Annotated in this window: 10 protein-coding genes; 6 read left to right on the forward strand and 4 right to left on the reverse strand. The window is 42.0% G+C overall.

The features are described from left to right. Positions 1-14 precede the first annotated feature (14 nt). From AACZ88_RS12135 to AACZ88_RS12160, 6 genes are all read left to right on the forward strand, one after another. Positions 15-1,493: a SusD/RagB family nutrient-binding outer membrane lipoprotein gene (locus tag AACZ88_RS12135; protein ID WP_339710511.1), complete on the forward strand. Its 1,479-nt coding sequence runs from the start codon at positions 15-17 to the stop codon at positions 1,491-1,493. Between the two features lie 362 nt (positions 1,494-1,855). Further along, positions 1,856-4,303, forward strand: a complete 2,448-nt coding sequence (locus AACZ88_RS12140) for a glycoside hydrolase family 95 protein (protein WP_339710513.1) — start codon at positions 1,856-1,858, stop codon at positions 4,301-4,303. A gap of 73 nt (positions 4,304-4,376) precedes the next feature. Continuing rightward, positions 4,377-5,339 carry an aldo/keto reductase gene (locus tag AACZ88_RS12145; RefSeq protein ID WP_339710515.1) on the forward strand — a complete coding sequence of 321 codons (963 nt, stop codon included), beginning with the start codon at positions 4,377-4,379 and terminating at the stop codon, positions 5,337-5,339. A 1-nt stretch (position 5,340) separates the two neighbouring features. Beyond that, positions 5,341-6,954 (forward strand): sodium:solute symporter, encoded by a 1,614-nt coding sequence (locus tag AACZ88_RS12150; RefSeq protein ID WP_339710517.1) that lies wholly within the window; start codon positions 5,341-5,343, stop codon positions 6,952-6,954. Between the two features lie 9 nt (positions 6,955-6,963). Further along, positions 6,964-8,523, forward strand: coding sequence for a sulfatase-like hydrolase/transferase (locus AACZ88_RS12155; RefSeq protein ID WP_339710520.1), 1,560 nt, complete (start codon positions 6,964-6,966; stop codon positions 8,521-8,523). 44 nt (positions 8,524-8,567) lie between these two features. Continuing rightward, entirely contained in the window at positions 8,568-10,076 is a 1,509-nt protein-coding gene (locus AACZ88_RS12160) for an alkaline phosphatase D family protein (RefSeq protein ID WP_339710523.1), read from the forward strand. Positions 10,077-10,198: 122 nt separating this feature from the next. Here AACZ88_RS12160 and AACZ88_RS12165 read toward each other — a convergent pair whose 3' ends face one another. The 4 genes from AACZ88_RS12165 to AACZ88_RS12180 all read right to left on the reverse strand — a co-directional run bounded on the left by AACZ88_RS12165 (position 10,199) and on the right by AACZ88_RS12180 (position 19,363). Continuing rightward, positions 10,199-12,619, reverse strand: a complete 2,421-nt coding sequence (locus tag AACZ88_RS12165; protein ID WP_339710525.1) for a glycoside hydrolase family 95 protein — start codon at positions 12,617-12,619, stop codon at positions 10,199-10,201. Positions 12,620-12,629: 10 nt separating this feature from the next. Further along, positions 12,630-15,062 carry a glycoside hydrolase family 95 protein gene (locus AACZ88_RS12170; protein WP_339710528.1) on the reverse strand — a complete coding sequence of 811 codons (2,433 nt, stop codon included), beginning with the start codon at positions 15,060-15,062 and terminating at the stop codon, positions 12,630-12,632. Between the two features lie 10 nt (positions 15,063-15,072). Continuing rightward, positions 15,073-17,562: a glycoside hydrolase family 2 TIM barrel-domain containing protein gene (locus tag AACZ88_RS12175; protein WP_339710531.1), complete on the reverse strand. Its 2,490-nt coding sequence runs from the start codon at positions 17,560-17,562 to the stop codon at positions 15,073-15,075. A gap of 121 nt (positions 17,563-17,683) precedes the next feature. Next, complete coding sequence (locus AACZ88_RS12180; RefSeq protein ID WP_339710534.1) at positions 17,684-19,363, reverse strand: RagB/SusD family nutrient uptake outer membrane protein; 1,680 nt, start codon at positions 19,361-19,363, stop codon at positions 17,684-17,686. Between the last annotated feature and the right edge of the window lie 4 nt (positions 19,364-19,367).

Consider the following 19,367-nt stretch of genomic DNA (forward strand, 5'->3'; position numbering starts at 1 on the left):
AAAAAATGAATATTATGAAAATAAAAACAAGAAATACGGCTCTCATTGTTGTACTGGTTACGCTACTATTGCAATCGTGTACAAAGGATTTCGAAGCCATGAACACCAACCCGAACGCTGCAACCGTGGTGCCAGCGTCCAATGTTCTGGGGCGCGCATTGCTCACCTCCTCTCAAATACTATTCGGGGAACGTTTAGATGTATATTATGCAGGTTCCTATGCGGGTTATACCGCAGCGATAGGTGCTGGCGATTATGAATATAGGGTCGGGATAAACAACAGCCAGTGGGATGCCATGTTCTCTTCAATGACCTATGCCGTTGAAACAATGATGCTTGCTGAAGAAGAAGGCAACGAGAACCTGTATGCCGCAGCCTTGACATTAAAGAGTTATATGGCGCACAAAGCCACTGATATGTGGGGAAGAATACCCTATTCAGAAGCTTTTACCTTGGAGGCCGAGGGAACGATTTACCCAAAGTACGATACTGAGGAAGAAGTTTATAATCAAATACTAGACGAACTAAAAACAGCGGCAGATATGTTCGATCTCGGAGGGGAACCACTGGGAGAAGGAGATTTTCTATTCAACGGAGATACCGAAAAATGGCAAAAATTCTGTAATGCCTTACGATTACGAGTGGCCATAAGAATGTCATCGGCAGACGAGGCGAGTGCCGCAGCAACAATTACCAATGTACTTGGCAACCCGACCCAATACCCCGTGATGTCCGACAACGAAGACAACGCCTATTTATGGTGGCCCGGTGTCGCCCCAGACCTTGAACCGTGGTATGTCAGAATGGGTGCCGATGACGGAAACAAGACAGATGGTTACAGAACCAACAATACATTGATTACCTCCTTGCTAGACAACAATGACCCAAGATTACCGGTCTATGCCGATGAAAACAGGTATGGGAATTACAGAGGTTACAAGTTTGGGCCCGAACAGCTAAACGACACCTTAAATAATGGCAATAACGTATCACACATCGGTGATAGGTTCGGAAACGACCCGGGCGGGTTCTCCCCGTTTATGAATGCAGCGGAAGTCTCCTTTCTAAAGGCCGAGGCCTACCAGCGAAATCTTGTTTCAGGAGGCAATGCGAAAGAAGCTTATGATACGGGCATTACCTTATCGTTGAAAGAGAACGGTATTGACGACCCTGCCATAGCTACCTATCTTACCGAATCGGAAGTGGCCTGGGACGGAGGAACCACCAGCAATTTGGAAAAAATTTACCTTCAAAAATGGATTTCGTTGTTCAAGCAAAGTGTAGAAGGCTGGGCCGAGGCCAGACGAACCGATGTACCCCTGATGCTAGGGGTCTCGCGCGACTATGCGGGTGCCCACAACAGGCCGCCGTTTCGAATGGCGTATCCAGATTCTGAAAAATCGTTAAACACAAGTTTTCCATTTGACATCGTCGAAAACGATATTTTTTGGGGTACGCAATTATGGTGGGATAAACGTCCAGATGTAAATTAAAAAGAGAATTGTTTGTTATAGTAAGTTGAGTTAGTTATGAAGAGTAGCAGCAGATTTTTCTCTGCTACTCTTTTGTTTTCCTAAAATTTAAAATTTGACGATGAGCGAATACGATAATAAAACAGCTGCCCTTTATTTTAAGTTATTTTCCGGTATAACAATATTCTCCTTCAAATATTCCTCAGAATGTCGACGAGCCAATTGCAATATAACGCACATTGATCTTTGACATGAAAGCATTTAAGCAAAAACAAAAATCATTACTATAGCCCATCAAATGTTCCCAGCGTAGCAATGGTTATATTACATACCTAATTGAAAATAAAATTTCAAACCAAGAACAAATTAACACCCCCTTCATTATGATCGTAAAAAAACTGGTACTGTACACACTTTTCATTACCACAAATTTACTATTGGGCCAAAACGCCAAGAATACACGAATTCTTTCTGAAATCGATCCGGCTACAATGCTCTGGTTCAATAAACCCGCATCAACATGGGAAGAAGCTTTACCCGTAGGTAACGGTCGTATCGGCGCAATGGTATACGGAAAATCCGGTGAAGAAAAAATTCAGTTTAACGAAGAAACTTATTGGACGGGTGGGCCCTACTCTACCGTTGTAAAGGGAGGCTATAAAAAACTCCCAGAGATTCAAAAGCATATTTTTAATGGGGAACCCATAAAAGCACATAAGCTTTTTGGGCGGGCGTTAATGGGGTATCCTGTTGAACAGCAGAAATACCAATCCTTAGCCAATCTTCATTTGTTTTTTGGTCAAGATAGCGTTGCTAATTACCGCAGAGCTTTAGACCTCAAGACAGGCATCGTGACAGTTGAATATACTTTCGAAGGAGTAAACTATACAAAAGAAATTTTTGCGTCTGCCATTGACCAAACCATTGCCATACGCATTACTGCAGACAAAGCCGGCAGTGTTAGCTTTGACGCTCAACTCAGAGGCGTAAGAAACAACTCCCATTCCAATTATGCTACAGATTATTTCCGAATGGATGGTCTAGGCACCAACCAACTTAAATTAACAGGAAATTCCGCCGACTACCTGGGCGTCGAAGGAAAACTAAAATATGAAGCTCGGATCAAGGCGGTTCCCGAAGGGGGGTCCATGACTTTGAACGATACTATGCTCAGTATAAAAAATGCAGATGCGGTCACACTATATTTTGTGGCGGCCACAAATTTTGTAAGCTATAAAGATGTTAGTGGAGATGAACATTCAAAAGTAGAGCGTATGTTGGGCAAATTGGAACAGCTTTCTTTTGCGAACATTAAGAAAAGTGCGCTTGCCGACCATAAAAAGTACTTCGACAGAGTTTCTTTAACCTTGCCTACTACCGAAAACTCCTATCTTCCAACAGATGACAGAATGTCAAAAATACAATCAGACCCTGATCCGCAACTGGCAACGCTGTGTTACAATTTTGGTAGATACCTTCTTATCGCATCGTCAAGACCGGGCACCCAACCGGCCAACCTCCAAGGCATTTGGAACAACGATATGAACCCAGCTTGGGATTCGAAATACACGACCAACATAAACACAGAAATGAACTATTGGCCTGTTGAAACTTCTAATCTTTCTGAACTTTCCGAACCATTGATTACAATGGTTAAAGAATTGACCGATCAAGGAGCTGAAGTTGCCAAGGAACATTACGGAGCCGACGGATGGGTATTTCACCAAAACACAGACCTATGGAGGGTAGCTGCACCGATGGATGGGCCAACTTGGGGAACGTTTACAGTTGGAGGCGCTTGGCTGACCACCCATTTATGGGAACATTATCTTTTCACACAAGACAAAGAATACCTAAAAGAAATCTATCCTGTTCTGAAGGGTTCGGTCAAATTCTTTATGGATTTTCTCGTCGAATACCCAGGAAAGGGCTGGTTGGTTACCAACCCTTCAAATTCACCCGAAAACCCACCAAAAGGAGAAGGGTACAAATACTTTTATGATGAAGTTACCGGCATGTATTATTTCACAACTATAGTAGCCGGTGCAACTATGGATATGCAAATACTAAAAGACCTATTTAGCTACTTCGGTTCTGCTTCGGAAGTTTTAAATATTGATCAAGAATTCGCTAAAGAAGTACTCGCCGCCAGAAAACTTTTCCCTCCTTCCCAAATTGGCAAAGACGGAATGCTTCAAGAATGGACAGAGGATTATGAACAAATGGAAGACAAACATCGCCATTTCTCCCATCTATACGGACTTTATCCAGGAAATGTGCTTTCCGCAAACAGAACTCCCGAATTTATTGAGCCTGTAAAAAAAGTGCTCGAGCAACGGGGTGATGGCGGCACAGGGTTCTCTAGAGGTTGGAAAATGTCATTGTGGGCACGCCTATATGATGGCGATAGGGCGAATTCAATTTTCAAAGGGTATTTAAAAGAACAATGTTACCCTTCCCTTTTTGCAAAATGTGGAAAACCTTTACAGGTTGATGGGTCTTTTGGTATAACTGCAGGTATAACCGAGATGCTATTACAGTCCCATGAGGGTTACATCGACCTTTTACCCGCACTTCCTTCAGAATGGTCTGACGGTCAATTCACCGGAGTATGTGCCCGTGGCGGATTTGAACTCGACTTTAGTTGGAAAAACAAAAGCCTAACATCGGTTAAGATATTGTCAAAAGCCGGTATACCTTGTGTTTTAAAAACAGCTAATAAGATAAAAGTGTTTTCTGATGGGAAACAAATTAAAACCAAAAAGGGTCGCAATCAAGTAATAGAGTTCAACACGGAAAAAGGTAAGACCTATACCATCGAAGGATTATAAAACTGTGTTCAACATAGTAAATACCAAAGTGAAAACCTATTAAGTCAAAAAATTACAGAAAATTAAGCCTGAAATGAGATACAACACTTTAGGAAATACAACTATTAGCATAAGTGAATTAGGTTTTGGAGCCTCTGCAATCGGAGGTATGTTCAACAGGGCAGAGAAAAATGAGGCCTTAAAGACCGTACACTTAGCTTTTGACCGGGGCATCAATTATTTTGATACTTCCCCTGCTTATGGTCGGATGAATTCTGCCTATGGCCCTATAACCTCAGAAATAGTTTTAGGGAGTGCGCTTAAAGATATGAAGCGTTCCGAATTCGTGCTTTCGACCAAGGCCGGAAAAATTTCATCATTACCGCCCGAATTGAATTTCAGTTATCATGCCATAATCAATTCTGTAGAGTCGAGTTTAGAACGACTTCAGACCGACTATTTAGACATTGTTTTTTTACATGACATAGAATATGATAAAGGAAGGCATCTTGACATGGCCCTAAATGAGGGATTGGAAGCTTTGCGGGATATGAAAAAAGCAGGAAAAATAAGGTTCTTCGGAGTTTCTTGTTATTCTATTGAAGTACTCAATAATGTTATACCTAATTATGATCTTGATGTAGTGCTAGTGCACAATCATTACACCCTAATAAATAATCAGCTTTTGGAATTAATTCCAAAAATCAAGGAAAAAGGAATGGGTTTGGTCAGCGCATCCCCTTTTGCGAGTGGCCTTTTAACGAACCAAGGACCTCCCGATTGGTACCCAACTTCAAAAAAAGACTTGTGCATCATGGACAAAACCCTTAATTTCTGCAAAGAAAACAACGTTCATATTGAAAAACTAGCTATTCAATACGCTTTAGGCAACCCTGAAATTCCGACAACATTGTTCAGCTGCAACCAACAGTACCATTTAAATCAAAATGTTGATTGGAGCGAAGAACCAGCAGACAATGTGATGATTGAAAATCTCTGTACGTTGCTTGAGCCATTGCGTAACAAGGATTTCGATTTCGGAGCATACAACGACTAGCATGCAGCGCATAGATTTATTTATAATTATTTTTTATTTGGCCGCAATCTTGGCTCTGGGGATACTTTCGACCAGAAAGACCAAAATGAACTCGGTCAACTACTTTTTGGCAGGACGAAGCTTGAATTGGGTCATAATCGGTGCTGCCCTTTTTGCCAGTAATATTTCTACGATCCATTTAGTCGGCCTGGCCGCCTCTGGTTTTGAAGACGGTCTCGTTTGGGGGAATTTTGAATGGATGGCTTCCATCGTCTTGATTCTCTTAGGGCTTATTTTCGCCCCTTTTTACTTTAAGAGTAAAATTTCCACACTTCCTGAGTTTTTAGAAAAAAGATATAGCCCCAGCTCACGGTCATTTTTGGCTTTTATGGCCATATTAGGGGCTTTGTTCGTTCATATCGGCATGAGTTTATATGCGGGCGCTATTGTTTTTAAATCTTTTTTCGGAATCGACGTCAGTATATCCATTTTAATAATTTCCGTCATAACCGCAACATATACCATTTTGGGGGGATTAAAAGCCGTGGTTATAACCGAAACGGTACAGGCCCTTGTTTTAATTGTTGGTGCCGTGTTGTTGACAATATTCGCCATAAACGCCCTTCCTGAAATTGGAATACACTCGTTAAGTGATTTTAAAGACCATATAAAACCTGACCAGTTAAGTATGCTACGAAGTGGTGATAATGCTGGAAACTCAGGTCTTTCTTGGTATGCCATATTTTTGGGTTATCCAATTCTAGGATTATGGTACTGGTGTTCCGACCAGACAATTGTACAGCGCGTATTGGCTGCAAAAAGTGAAGACGATGCCCAAAAAGGGCCTATTTTTGCAGGTTTTTTAAAAATACTGCCAGTTTTTATCATGGTTTTACCAGGGGTAATCGGCTATGTCTTGTTCAAGGATAAAATAACCACAAGTAATGAGACTTTACCCGTTTTAATAAATGAACTTCTCCCGGTCGGCATCAGGGGAATATTCGCGGCCGCCCTCTTATCGGCGCTCATGAGCACCATTGCGGCCGCCCTTAACAGCTGTTCTACTCTTGTGGCCGTTGATATTGCCAAAAGAATAAGACCTTCATTATCCGACCAAAAACAGGTAGCCATTGGCAAATGGGTAGCAGTTATTGTAATGATATTGGCCATGGCCTGGTCTACTCAGGGTGGCAAATTCAATAGTATCTTTGAGGCCATTAACAAGATTGCAGCGGCTTTGGCCCCGCCAATTGCTGTAGTATTCTTGTTTGGGGTATTCAGTAAACGGGGCACAAAAGAAGCTTCGTTGATTACATTAATATTCGGTTTTATTTTGGGTATCACGGCTTTTTCAGCAGATTTTATCCCCACGCTTTCGGGGAAACCAAGCCTAATAACCGACGCATGGGGCATACCATTTATGATGCAGGCATGGTGGCTGTTTTGTATTTGTACCGTGGTTTATTTTCTAGTCAGCTTTCTTACTCCGAAACCAGATAAAAAACAACTAAAATATACTTGGGACGACCCGTTGCAGTTTATTACGGGCAAAAAATTCCAAGGACTTCTTGACGTTCGTTTTCACGCAGCATTGCTCTTAACATCTATCGCCATATTATATATTATATTTCAATAAATCCCGTATATGAAGTTTAAATTTACCCACATCAATTATGCATTTCTTCTTTTTACAATACTATTGAGCTCATCTTGCAATTCTAAAAAAGTCGAGAAAACCGAACAAAAACCGAATATAATAATCTATTTGACAGATGACTTGGGGTACGGTGATCTTGGCTGTTATGGCAACCCTATAATCAAGACACCGGGCATAGATAAGTTTGCTTCGGAAGGTGTTCTACTCACCGACTGCCATTCGGCAGGAACAGTCTGCTCCCCTTCCCGGTCTGGGCTTTTAACCGGGCGAAATCCATACAGAAGTGGCTTTTATTACATTCAAGGTGCATATGGAGCTCATTTACAAAATGAGGAAGTTACCATTGCTGAGCTTTTAAAAGCAGAGGGCTATGAAACCGCTTTTATGGGAAAATGGCATTTGTCCAGACTTGAAAAGTCCGAAAAACATGATGAACCAGGTCCTGGTGACCAAGGTTTTGATTATTGGTTCGCATCTACCCATAATGCCTTTACAGGTCCTAAAAATTACGGTAAATTTTTACGTAATGGTGAAGAAGTTGGCGAAACCGACGGATGGTATGTAGATGTGCTTACCCAAGAAGCCACAAACTGGCTTACCAATATACGGGATAAATCCAAACCGTTTTTACTGGTCGTCTCAACACATGAGCCCCACACACCAATTGCCCCACCGGAGAAATTCAGCAACATCTATAACAATGCCACCGTAGCCAGTTTGGAACAGACCATAAAATATGGAGGAGTAGATCGTACGCTATATGATATAAGCCAAAATAAGAAAGAATATTATGGTACCGTTTCGCAATTGGACAACGCATTTTCCAATTTAATGAAGACAGTGGAAGATGAAAATTCTTATGACAATACCATGGTTATTTTCACAAGCGACAACGGTCCGGAGCACCCCGTTAATCTAGAGGAATCACAGGGAACCTGGGAAGAACCTATTCGAGATTATTGTTTTGGATCGCCTGGCATCTACCGAGGTATGAAGCGGTATCCGTATGAAGGAGGACATCGTGTACCAGGCATTGTTCGCTATCCTGCAAAAATACCAGCCGGAACTACCAGCGATGCGTTGGTAGTTGCAACTGATTTTCTTCCTACTGCTGCCCAACTTGCGGGGATAGCATTACCAACGGGCAAGACTATGGACGGAAAAGATGCCCTTACCGCTCTCCTCGGCGAAAAAACGGAAAGAAACAAACCCTATTTATGGCTTTTCCCCACCCATGAGGACACCTATTTTAGAATGCCGCACATGTCCATGCGCTATGAAAATTATACGCTATTAGGATGGTTCCCTGAAAAAACGGAAGAAGGCACCCTTGTTGAATGGATGAAATCTTCGGTACCTGTAAAATTTGCCCTTTACAATCTCACTAAAGATCCCGGTCAACAAAAAGATATCGCCGCATCTGAACCGGAAACGGTAGCGCATCTTAAACCTATTATGATTAAAGAGTGGATAGCTATTAGGGATGAAGGACCAGATTGGAATGCATTGAAGTCATCAAAACTTAAAGCATCTACCCCTGCCAAATAACTACAGTTCTTTGTGATGAAAACCCCCGAAAATAATCTTCAGCGATGAAACGACGAAATTTTATAAAACTAACCGGAGCTGGCGCAACGGCATTATCTCTTAAACCGCCTTATGAACTTATCGATGACCGACCGGCAATGTTCAGTTTTCCTCAAATGGTAGGGGAAGTAACCCAATCTACGGCCATTTTACAAACGCGACTTACGAGCATGAACGAAATGCCCAAAAATGGTTTCGATTCTGCCGAAGCGCTTCTAAGTTATGACATTCATGGAACCAGTGGCTTTGCAAAATTTGAAGTTGCGGACAATCCAAAATTCAAAAAAGCAAAAACTTCACCTTGGCTAGAGGCTACCGCTGAAAGAGACTTTGTTGTCAAATATAAAATAGAAGGACTCAATGCTGACACGCCTTATTTTATGCGGGTAACATTTGGTCCTACTTCATCAAAAACTGGGAAAGGACCTACTAGCCAATTTTCAACCTTACAGACACCCGACTCCGAAAAACCGGTTTCATTTGTGGCTACCTCCTGCATGAATTTGGGTAAATTTTTTCTGGGAGGAGGGGCACTTAGGGCGGGAAGCAGAAGTAAGGCCGCAGAAGGTGACGATCAAAGGTTAGGGTTTCCGGCCTTGGAAGTCATGTCTAAATTACAACCTAATTTTTGGGTTCAAACGGGCGATACCGTTTACTATGATTACCCAAATACGGGCATAGCAAAAACACTTCCTGAGTTACGTGCCAAGTGGCATCGCCAAATGGCCATGCCCCGTATGAAGCATTTTTTGGAAAATGTGCCGGTTTACCTCATGAAAGATGATCATGAGTACCGATATAATGATAGTGACAACGTAGAAAATGGCAAAGAGCCTTCACCAAGTTTGGCCAGAGCCACTTTTTTGGAACAGGCACCGATAGCGGTTTTTGAAGATGATAGTGCAGTAACTTACCGTACCAGACAGGTAAACAAACACCTCCAGATCTGGATGCCGGAAGGAAGGGATTACAGGGACCCTAACGACGCTCCGGACGGACCCCATAAATCTATTTGGGGAAAAGAACAATTAGACTGGATAAAGAAAACCTTACTTGCCAGTGATGCCACTTTTAAATTGTTCATTGTCGCTTCACCGCTTGTTGGTCCCGATGACGCCACAAAACATGATAACCACGTTAGTTATGGTGGTTTTCAACAGGAACGCGATGCCTTTTTCCATTGGTTGAAGAAACATAATTTAGACAGCAATTTCTATATCATAACCGGAGATCGCCATTGGCAGTACCATTCTATCCATCCTGCCGGTTTTGAAGAATTTGGGACGGGAACCCTAAATGGTCAAAATTCAAGACCTGGCAGAAAGCCCGGAGACCCAGGTTCAACAGACCCGTTAGGTTTTATTCGACAGCCCTACATACAAGAAAATCCCATTGGTGGATTTTTACATATTAAAGTGGCGCCTTCGGAAAATGGAACAGGTGTGCAACTTACTTTTGATACTATTGATGAAGAAGGAAATTATCTTAACACAGCAGTAAAAGATGCACAGTAAGCTATACATTTCTAAACGGTAATCGGTATAATTTCTAATGCAAAATAAGCGGGGCTACTTTTAAGAGTAGCCCCGTTCGTAATTATAATCTAATGCTATGAGATAATATATCTAGAACCTATTTAGAAAAGTAGTTCTCTGGTTTCTCCGGATTTTAGTTCTACGCTTCCGGTCTTACCTCTTGCAGTAACAGTACATGTCCCGCCTTTTTGTGATGAAATTTGCACGGTTAACTTAGATGCGTTCCACTCCATAGCGATTTCAAAACCTCCTCTTGCCTTAAGACCTGATACCTTGCCGCTATCCCATTGCGTTGGTAAGGCAGGTAATAGGTCTAGAATATAATTTCCGTCTTCCGTCTTTCTGTAGCTTTGTATCAGCATTTCGGAAATACCCGCGGTAGCCCCTAAATTACCATCAATTTGAAATGGTCCAATAGTATTCATCAAACTTGTCTTCTTTCCACGTGTCAGCAAAGTCTCGAGACTCTTATACGCCTTTTCGCTCTCCTTTAGCCGGGCATGCATTAATTGGGCATGGGCATGGGCCCACCCCATTCCGCCATGACCGTTCTGCTCTCTCCATGTCAAACTTTTACGTACCGCCTCATACAAATCAGGTGTTTCTTCCGTGATAAGCGAAAACGGGTGTAGCCCAAGTAGATGCGATAAATGTCGATGCCCCGGTTCCTTTTCCTCCAAGGGTTGGCGCCATTCCATCATTCTTCCATTACTGGCATCGATAGGCAAGCTAGGCAAGGCTTTTTTGGCCTTGACAATCCGGTCAGACAAACTATCATCCTTATTTCCTAAAATGGAGTTGGCTTCTAAAGTTGCTTTGAATACCGCCTGTATGATGGAAAGATGATAGGTCGATGTCGTGGTAATTCGCATCATTTCACCGGTATTGGGATCCTTATATTGATTTTCAGGGGAAGCCGAAGGCAGAAAATGAAGCACGCCTTCGGTATCTTCAACCAAAACATCCAATATAAACTCACTAGCCCCGGCCAATAGGGGGTATAATCGTTTCTCTAAAAACACCTGGTCTTGCGTAAACTCATAATGGTCCCACAGGTTCATGACCATCCAAGCGCCAGGCAGTGCATCTAAAACCGCATTATTGAATTGTGAAGACAAGGTCGATGCCGAAGGAGTCACCCTTCCGAAGGGGTTGGAGGCGTGGTGCGAAAACCATCCATCGGAGCCGTACATTTCCTTTGCCAGAGGTTTACTCGTTTCTGTAATAAGCTCAAACCAATTAACCAACGGGGCCATAGTTTCTGAAAGGTTGGTCACATCGGCAGGCCAGTAGTTCATCTGCAAATTGACATTTAAGTGATAATCGGCTTCCCAAGGAGCCCACATTCGTTCGCTCCACTTTCCCTGTAAATTGGCCGGAAGTATGGCAGGGCCCCGTGAACTTCCCATCAATAAATACCGTCCGAACTGAAACAATTGCACGGGCAAGCCATTATCTTTTGCGCCATTCTTAAATGCCAATAATCTTTCATCCGTTGGTAAAGAATCGTTGGGCGATGCACCTAGTTCAAACTGTACACGAGAGAACATTTCAGAATGCTCTTCACTATGATGCTTCTTTAACTGTTGCCAAGATTTGCCGTCGGCATTTTTCAGTATTTCCCTAACCTTTTTTTCAGGGTCGATAGCCGGATCAAAATTTAACCGGGAAAGGTTGTAATTGGTTGCGGCAGTATACTTAATCAGTACTTCGTCGGCATTTTCGATGACTAGTTCCTTAGCCAAATTTCGCACATTCCCGTTTACGGTTTTAGCATGAAGCCCAGCAGCGAAGCTCATGTGTTTTCCGCCTTTTCCTGATCCCCCGGCATTGTCGTCGCGGGCTTCCGGCGCTTCTATATCCACAATTTGACCGATCATGCGAAGTTTTCCGTCGGGTTCGGCCATAATTCGAACATCTTTCGGGCGTTCAAGTGAAATGGTACAGTTTATTTTCTTACTGCCAGAGGCCGAAAGCCGGATAAAAAGAGCGTCATCTTCGGTAGAAATAAATGACTCACGCAAAATTTCGGCATCTTCAATACGATAAGACACGCTACTGATACCCGTTTGTAAATTCAATTTTCGCTTATAATCGGAAACATGGGTCGAATCTGCAAAACGTATCAATAAATCACCTAAAGGTTCATAGGACCTAAAGGACGTTGGCGTTGCGGTCAAGTTTTCCAGTCCAAACTCATGCGCCTCAACCTTTTTACCTTGCAACAGCAATTCCTGTACCTTGGTAAGATTGGCCCTGTAATCGTCTGCACGAGGGTTACTGGGTGTTCCTGCCCACAAACTCTCTTCGTTTAGCTGAAATTTCGCTACGGTAGTACCTCCGAAGTTCATTGCCGCAAGCCGACCATTACCCAATGGAAAGGCATCTGTCCATTTTTTTGCTGGATTTTTATAGCAAAGCACGAGATCATTGTCCAATTCGTCCTCGGCCTTTTGAGTGCATCCTATAAAAGGAAACAGCAAGAAAATACAAACTAATTTATATATGTTCTTTTTGATCATCTTGAAAATCTTAAAATTCCGTAAGTGTTTGTTTTTCTCCCGCGGTCAATTGCAAGTCTTTTATCAAGTTTCCTTTTTGAATTGTACAAGAACCATCTTTTTGGGCTGTAACGGATAGCGATTTTAATTTTCCGTTCTCCCAAGTTAAGTCTACTTCAAAACCGCCTCTTGCTTTTAAACCGGAAATAGAACCTGTATTCCATTCTGATGGTAATGCAGGTAACAAGTTTAGTATGGCATTTCCATTTGTATCCGTTTCATGACTTTGCAATAGCATCTCTGCAATACCCGCCGTACCTCCAAAATTACCATCGATTTGAAAAGGAGGATGGTAATCGAACAAATTGGTTGCCGTTGACTTGGCGAGCAGGGCTTTGATATTCTCGTAGGCCTTTTTCGCATTGCCAAGGCGTGCATAAAAATTAATAATCCATGCCCTACTCCATCCGGTATGGCCGCCGCCATTAGCCAACCGATGTTCAATACTTCGGTTTATCGCATCAATATAATATGGAGTCTTCTTTGCGTCAAACTGGCTACCAGGATATAATCCGTATAAATGACTCAGGTGACGGTGCCCCTTATCGACTTCATTAAACTCTTGTGACCATTCCATCAAACGACCATCAGAACCTATTTTTGGTAACGAAAGATTGGCTAGTGCCACGCTGACTTGGCTCACAAACTCATCTTCAATATTCAATATTTTTGCCGCCTCTAAAACATTGGTAAAATTGTCCCAGATAATTTCTTGATCCATGGCATTCCCCATGTCTACATTGGCAAATTCCTCAGGACTCTTAGGCGTATAAAATTTATTCTCAGGGGAAGTAGACGGTCCAGAAACCAATTTACCCGACCTTGGGTCGGCAACCAACCAGTCTAACATAAACTTGGCAGACTCTTTCATTATAGGATAAGCCTGATTCTCTAGAAAACCCAAATCTCCCGTGAATCTGTAGTGCTCCATAAAATGACGTGTACACCAAGCTCCGCCCATTGGCCACATTCCGTATTGTACTTTTCCAATTGGGGCGGTCCAGTGCCATACATCGGTTGTATGGTGTACTACAAAACCGTCACTATTGTATACCTCATTTGCGGTTTTTTGACCTGAAGGCACCAAAGATTCTATAAATTCAAAAAAGGGTTCATGACACTCCGAAAGATTAGCAACTTCCGCTGGCCAATAATTCATTTGCATGTTTATATTGGTGTGATAGTCACTATTCCATGGCGCTGCTATATGATGGTTCCATATGCCCTGTAAATTGGCAGGCAAGCTTCCCGGTCTTGATGACGATATCAACAAATACCGGCCAAAATGAAAATAAAGCTCCATTAAACCAGAATCATCGGCACCATTAACCACCGATTCCAAACGCTCATTAGTCGGTATGTTTATATTATCAGAATCTCCCAAATCAATGGAAACCCGATTAAAATATGCTTGATAATCAGCAACGTGCTCTTCCTTTAATTTCTTGACTGACTTTTTCGCCGTTTTTTTCAAAATGGAAGCACAGATACTACTTAAATTATCTTTTAACGGAACAAATGGATCCTCTTTGTTATAGTCCGTTTTTGCCGATATAAAAAGAACAACGGAATTTGCTTTGGTAATTTTGATAGTCCCATCTGCTGCGGTCATATCACCACCTTTTGGAACCGCCATTACCTGAGTTTCATATTTGACTCCGAGATGCTTGCCCTTTTGACTTGCCCGACCCCACATTTTTAATCTATTCTTACCCACATTCGCGACCTCAAAATCTGCGGCACGATTCATTTTAAGCTCTAAGGAAATAGCATAAGACTGGTCTGCAGTAATCACAACCACGATGGTATTCTCGACAGCACTGGAAAAATATTCCCTAGTATATTCTACTCCATCAACAGTGAAAGTGGTTCTTGCTATTGCTTGTTTCAAATCTAGCTCTCTTTTGTAATTCGAAGCCTTTCCCGAAAATTCAAAATCAAGGCGTAAATCGCCCAGGGGTTGATAGCTTCGAGGGGCTATACGTGGACCCATCACGCTATCTTGCATAATCTTATTGGCGGCTACATAATCACCTTGAAAAATCAATGCCCTAGCCTGTTCAATAGACGAAAACGCCCCTACACGGTTTTCAGGTATTGGAGGTCCCGCCCAAACGGACTCCTCATTTAATTGCAAATGCTCATTTTCCACACCACCAAAAATCATAGCACCCAGTTTGCCATTTCCGATGGGCAGTGCCTCCATCCAATTTGCAGCAGGCTGCGTATACCACATTGTTGTATTGGGCTGCATGTTTGTATCGGACGATTGTGCAACCAAACTTTGTTGCCCGAACAAAACAGCATATAAGATTACCAAAAGGTTGGTCATTACACCGTATCTAAAATTTTTAAAATTCAAATACCTAGCATTGTTGAATAAATAGCCGAATGTCATGTTCATAAACTGTTTATTAAATTGATTTTGCACTAACGGAAGCACTTGCCAAGCCATCACTTTCAGCAGTTATACTAAATTTCCCTGCACTTTTAGTTGTTTTTACAATGATTAGGCATTTACCGTTAAAAGCTGTTCTTGTATCACCAAAGAAACTCTCCTCACTTTTTGGGTCTCCGTTATCAACTGCTAAAATTGTAGCTTCACCGGTCACCGTAAATTTTATTTTATTTAAAGCGTCCGGCACAAAATTGCCTTCCTTATCCAAGATATTCACCTCAACATGTACTACATCCTCTCCATTTGCATTAACCGTATCACTATCTGCTAACAATTCTATTTTGGATGCCTTCCCAGCAGTAACGATCACTTTTTCGGTTACTACTTTGCCGTCGATCATTCCCTTGGCCGTTAATGTTCCAGGCGTGTACGGTACTTTCCAAACCAAATCCATTTCATCACCCATTTCTTTTGTTCCCAAGGATTTTCCGTTTAAAAACAGCTCAACACTGTCACAATTAGAATAAGCTACTACAGGTATTTTTACCCCTTCTTTTCCTTCCCAATTCCAGTGCGGAAGTATGTGTACCATAGGTTCTTCGGTCCACTGGCTTTGGTAAAAATAATAGGTATCCTTTGGAAAGCCACACATATCGATGATGCCGAAATTCCAAAGTTTGGCGGGCCATCCGAACATTGATTCCCCCAAATAATCAAAACCGGTCCACCTGAACTCACCGGCCATATATGGTAAATCTCTTGTCAATTTCCATGAATCCCTGGCAGAAATACGCACCATTGAATTGTCATAGGAAGAACTATAATATTTACTTATTTCACCAAACACCTCTTCTTCGGCCAAATCGGGAACCTTCATAATACCCCCTAAAGGATTTTTTCCCCTATACCAACTCTGGCTTTGATAAACACCACGGGTCTGAAACGTATGCGGCACTTCCGTTGCTATGAATTTTCTTTCTGGATATGTTTCATGATCTTTTTGATACATAAAGACAGACCCACCACCACCATTGTAACCGGTAATATCCAAAGCACTTGCAAACCCCGTTTCATTGGCCAAATGCATATGGGTTATTCCGCAGGTGATTGGTCGGGTTGCATCATGGTCACGAACTACCGCCATAAGATTTTTTAAACGTTCGGTGCCTACCTCAAAACATGCATCGGGAATTTCGTTTCCTACACTCCACAATACAATTGAAGGGTGATTACGATCGCGTTTGATCAATTCGGTCAAATCTTTTTCAGCCCATTCCTCGAAATACAAGTGGTACCCATATTTTGCTTTTCCCTCTTTCTTTTTACGACCAAAGGGCCATGATTCCAACCACTCGTCAAACGCCTCGTCCATAACCATAAAGCCCATCTTATCGCAAAGATCCAGTAGCACTTCACTGGGCGGATTATGAGCCGTACGAATGGCGTTGCAACCCATTTCCTTTAAAATTTTCAGTCTTCGTTCTAGCACCTTGTCGTTCATAGCAGCACCCAGCGCCCCAAGGTCGCTATGGTTGTTGACTCCCTTTAATTTGGTATGAACACCATTCAATGTGAAACCATTGGCCACAGAAAACTCAAAAGTGCGAATACCCAAATTGGTCGATACCTGATCGATAACCTCATCGTCAACTTTCACCTCCGTTCTTAGCGTATACAAATATGGATTTTCGGGAGACCATAAATTCGGGGTTTTCACACTCATATCTTGAAGAATTTCTTCTTCCGTATTACCTAACAATTCCGTTTCAACTTCCTGTTGCACCACCAATTTCCCATTGCCACCGTAAACCGAATTGACAACGGTAAACATCTTTGTATCATTCGACTCGTTTTCAACCTTTGTTTTTACTTGTACCGTGGCCAAGTCTTTTGATACGGTGGGTGTAGTAGCATAGACCCCATAACGTGCAATATGAAGTTTATTCGTTTTCATAAGCCAAACGTGCCTATATATTCCAGAACCCGTAAACCATCGCGCACTCGGTTCTTTTGAGTTGTCGACCCTGACCGACAATACATTATCGCCATCAAAGTTCAGGTAAGGGGTTAAATCATAACCAAAGCTAATGTAACCATACGGCCGTTTGCCCAGATAATTTCCGTTAACCCAAACTTCGCTATTCATATAAACACCCCCGAACTCTACTGTGATTTTCGAATTCGAATCAGCCTTGTCTAAGTGAAATTTCTTCCGATACCACCCAATGCCACCAGGGGCATAGGCACCTACATTTCCGGCAGGATTATCTTTTTTAAAAGGCCCTGCAATACTCCAATCATGGGGAACATCAACGGATTTCCAGTCGGCATCATTGAAAACAGTTTCCTTGGCATCAGGAAAATCACCCTTTTGGAATTTCCAATCGAAATCGAATTTTATCTTTTGTCTGTTGTTCTCCTTTTCCGGAACTTCTCCTTTACAACTAAAAAATGCAATAGAAAATAGAACTAAGAGAAAACGGTAAAAATTATTTTTTTTGAACATGGCTGGTGCTTGTAAACTATGATACGATTAGAATTAGACGGGTTGGTCAAGAATGGCAAAGAGCAGAACTCGAATGTTCTGCTCTTTTTTTAGTGATTAACCATTTACTAGAATCATTTTATTAATTAGAATAACCTGGGTTTTGCTCCAATACCGCTTCTGTATTCCTCTCAATTTCTTGTTGGGGTATGGGCCACAAAGCATGGTAGTCATATATTTGGGCCGACGAATCAAATGTTCCGTTATACCACGGATTTCGTTCTTGCACCTTCTCTACCAATTTACCCATACGTTTGAGTGTTAAAGTACGGTATTCTTCCATAAGCAACTCCCTTGATCTCTCATCAAGCAAGAAATCAACATCAACATCTGCAGCAGAAATAAGGGGTGCGTTTACGCGTGCCCTAATCATATTGATATCATCTGCAGCTGCCGAAGTATTACCTGCACCTAAGTAAGCTTCTGCTCTAAGCAAATAGGTTTCGGCTAAACGGATGTGGTAGTGATCTCTAAAAGTAGAGGCTGCATTTCTAGTCACCTCACCGGTTGATTCATCAACAAATAGTTCTTCTGGAAAATTATTCGCTACCGTAGTCTTAGAGAAAATGGCCGTCCAGTTTTTATTGTATAAATTATTTTCTGGCCGAATAAGGTTATTCGCTACAATATACTGCCCAAAGTAAGGAGAATCTTCATTGTCCACTACTAAATCCCTAATGATATTATATTCGGAATTTCTCATATCGGTATCGCTATCTTCCCAAATTCCATTCAATAAATAATCAGAGGGTGCAAACCACCCAATACCTCTACCTCCATTTTGTGTTGTAGGACCTAAAAATAGGTTAACACCATCATCTCCCTGAAGATTATAGTAAGACGGACCAAAAAACTGGGTAATGATACTACCTCTACCACCTCCTGTTGCCAGATATTCATATTGTGCCACCCATATTGCTTCAGTGTTACCGGCGCTTCTATTTTGGTTCTCCCTTCTAAAAAGATCCCAATACACATCTCCTTCTTCGTCAGCACGAGAGCCGAAACGTTCGGTCATCAACGCATAGCTAGGGTTATTGATTACCAGCGAGGCATTCTCTATAGCTTTGTCATATTCGCCGATCGTATTGTAAATTTCTGCCAGCAGATGATGGGCAGCAGCATTGGTCAACCTTACCTCATCACCTAGTTCACTTACATCGGGCAGATTCGCTGCGGCAAATTCTAAATCGGAAATAACTTGGGCATAGACTTCGGCTTGGGTCGCCCTTACAAAATCTCTTTTGGGTTCCGAAAACTCTTCAAGGACCAAAGGCACTCCTCCATATTGATGTGCCAAAAGACGGTACATATTACCTCTGAAAAACATTGTTTCAGCCTTTAAAATTGTTCTTTGGGCTTCCGATTCAAACTCGGTTTCTTCTCCATCAATACGATCAAGAATAGCGTTTGTTTTAGCAATGATCTCATAAAATCTTTGCCACATTATTCTAACATATGCATTCTCCGGTACCAGCGCATTGCTATAGGAATTTATACCTAGATTCTCTCCGTTGGCAGCATAAGCTACATCTGAAGTGTATTGATACAAAAACATCGAGGTCAAAGCCCCCCAAATCGTATATTCGTCAGTAGTACTATATAATTGCGTAACGGCCGCATTAAATTGATCAGCGGTAACATATGAATTATCGGCACTGTAGAAATCAAAAACCTCTTCTTCTAAAAACTCATCTTCATTGCACGAGATCATGCCTATACAGAGAGCTAAAAACAGAACTATATATTTATTATTCTTCATGATT

Origin of the sequence: uncultured Kriegella sp. (genome assembly GCF_963975415.1) — a bacterium.
GTDB lineage: Bacteria > Bacteroidota > Bacteroidia > Flavobacteriales > Flavobacteriaceae > Kriegella.

What these genes read in the sequence shown, in the direction of transcription:
- AACZ88_RS12155 (WP_339710520.1), top strand. Translation starts at nt 6,964, where the DNA reads ATGAAGTTTAAATTTACCCACATCAATTATGCATTTCTTCTTTTTACA.
- AACZ88_RS12180 (WP_339710534.1), bottom strand. Translation starts at nt 19,363, where the DNA reads ATGAAGAATAATAAATATATAGTTCTGTTTTTAGCTCTCTGTATAGGC.
- AACZ88_RS12170 (WP_339710528.1), bottom strand. Translation starts at nt 15,062, where the DNA reads ATGAACATGACATTCGGCTATTTATTCAACAATGCTAGGTATTTGAAT.
- AACZ88_RS12150 (WP_339710517.1), top strand. Translation starts at nt 5,341, where the DNA reads ATGCAGCGCATAGATTTATTTATAATTATTTTTTATTTGGCCGCAATC.
- AACZ88_RS12175 (WP_339710531.1), bottom strand. Translation starts at nt 17,562, where the DNA reads ATGTTCAAAAAAAATAATTTTTACCGTTTTCTCTTAGTTCTATTTTCT.
- AACZ88_RS12140 (WP_339710513.1), top strand. Translation starts at nt 1,856, where the DNA reads ATGATCGTAAAAAAACTGGTACTGTACACACTTTTCATTACCACAAAT.
- AACZ88_RS12160 (WP_339710523.1), top strand. Translation starts at nt 8,568, where the DNA reads ATGAAACGACGAAATTTTATAAAACTAACCGGAGCTGGCGCAACGGCA.
- AACZ88_RS12145 (WP_339710515.1), top strand. Translation starts at nt 4,377, where the DNA reads ATGAGATACAACACTTTAGGAAATACAACTATTAGCATAAGTGAATTA.
- AACZ88_RS12135 (WP_339710511.1), top strand. Translation starts at nt 15, where the DNA reads ATGAAAATAAAAACAAGAAATACGGCTCTCATTGTTGTACTGGTTACG.
- AACZ88_RS12165 (WP_339710525.1), bottom strand. Translation starts at nt 12,619, where the DNA reads ATGATCAAAAAGAACATATATAAATTAGTTTGTATTTTCTTGCTGTTT.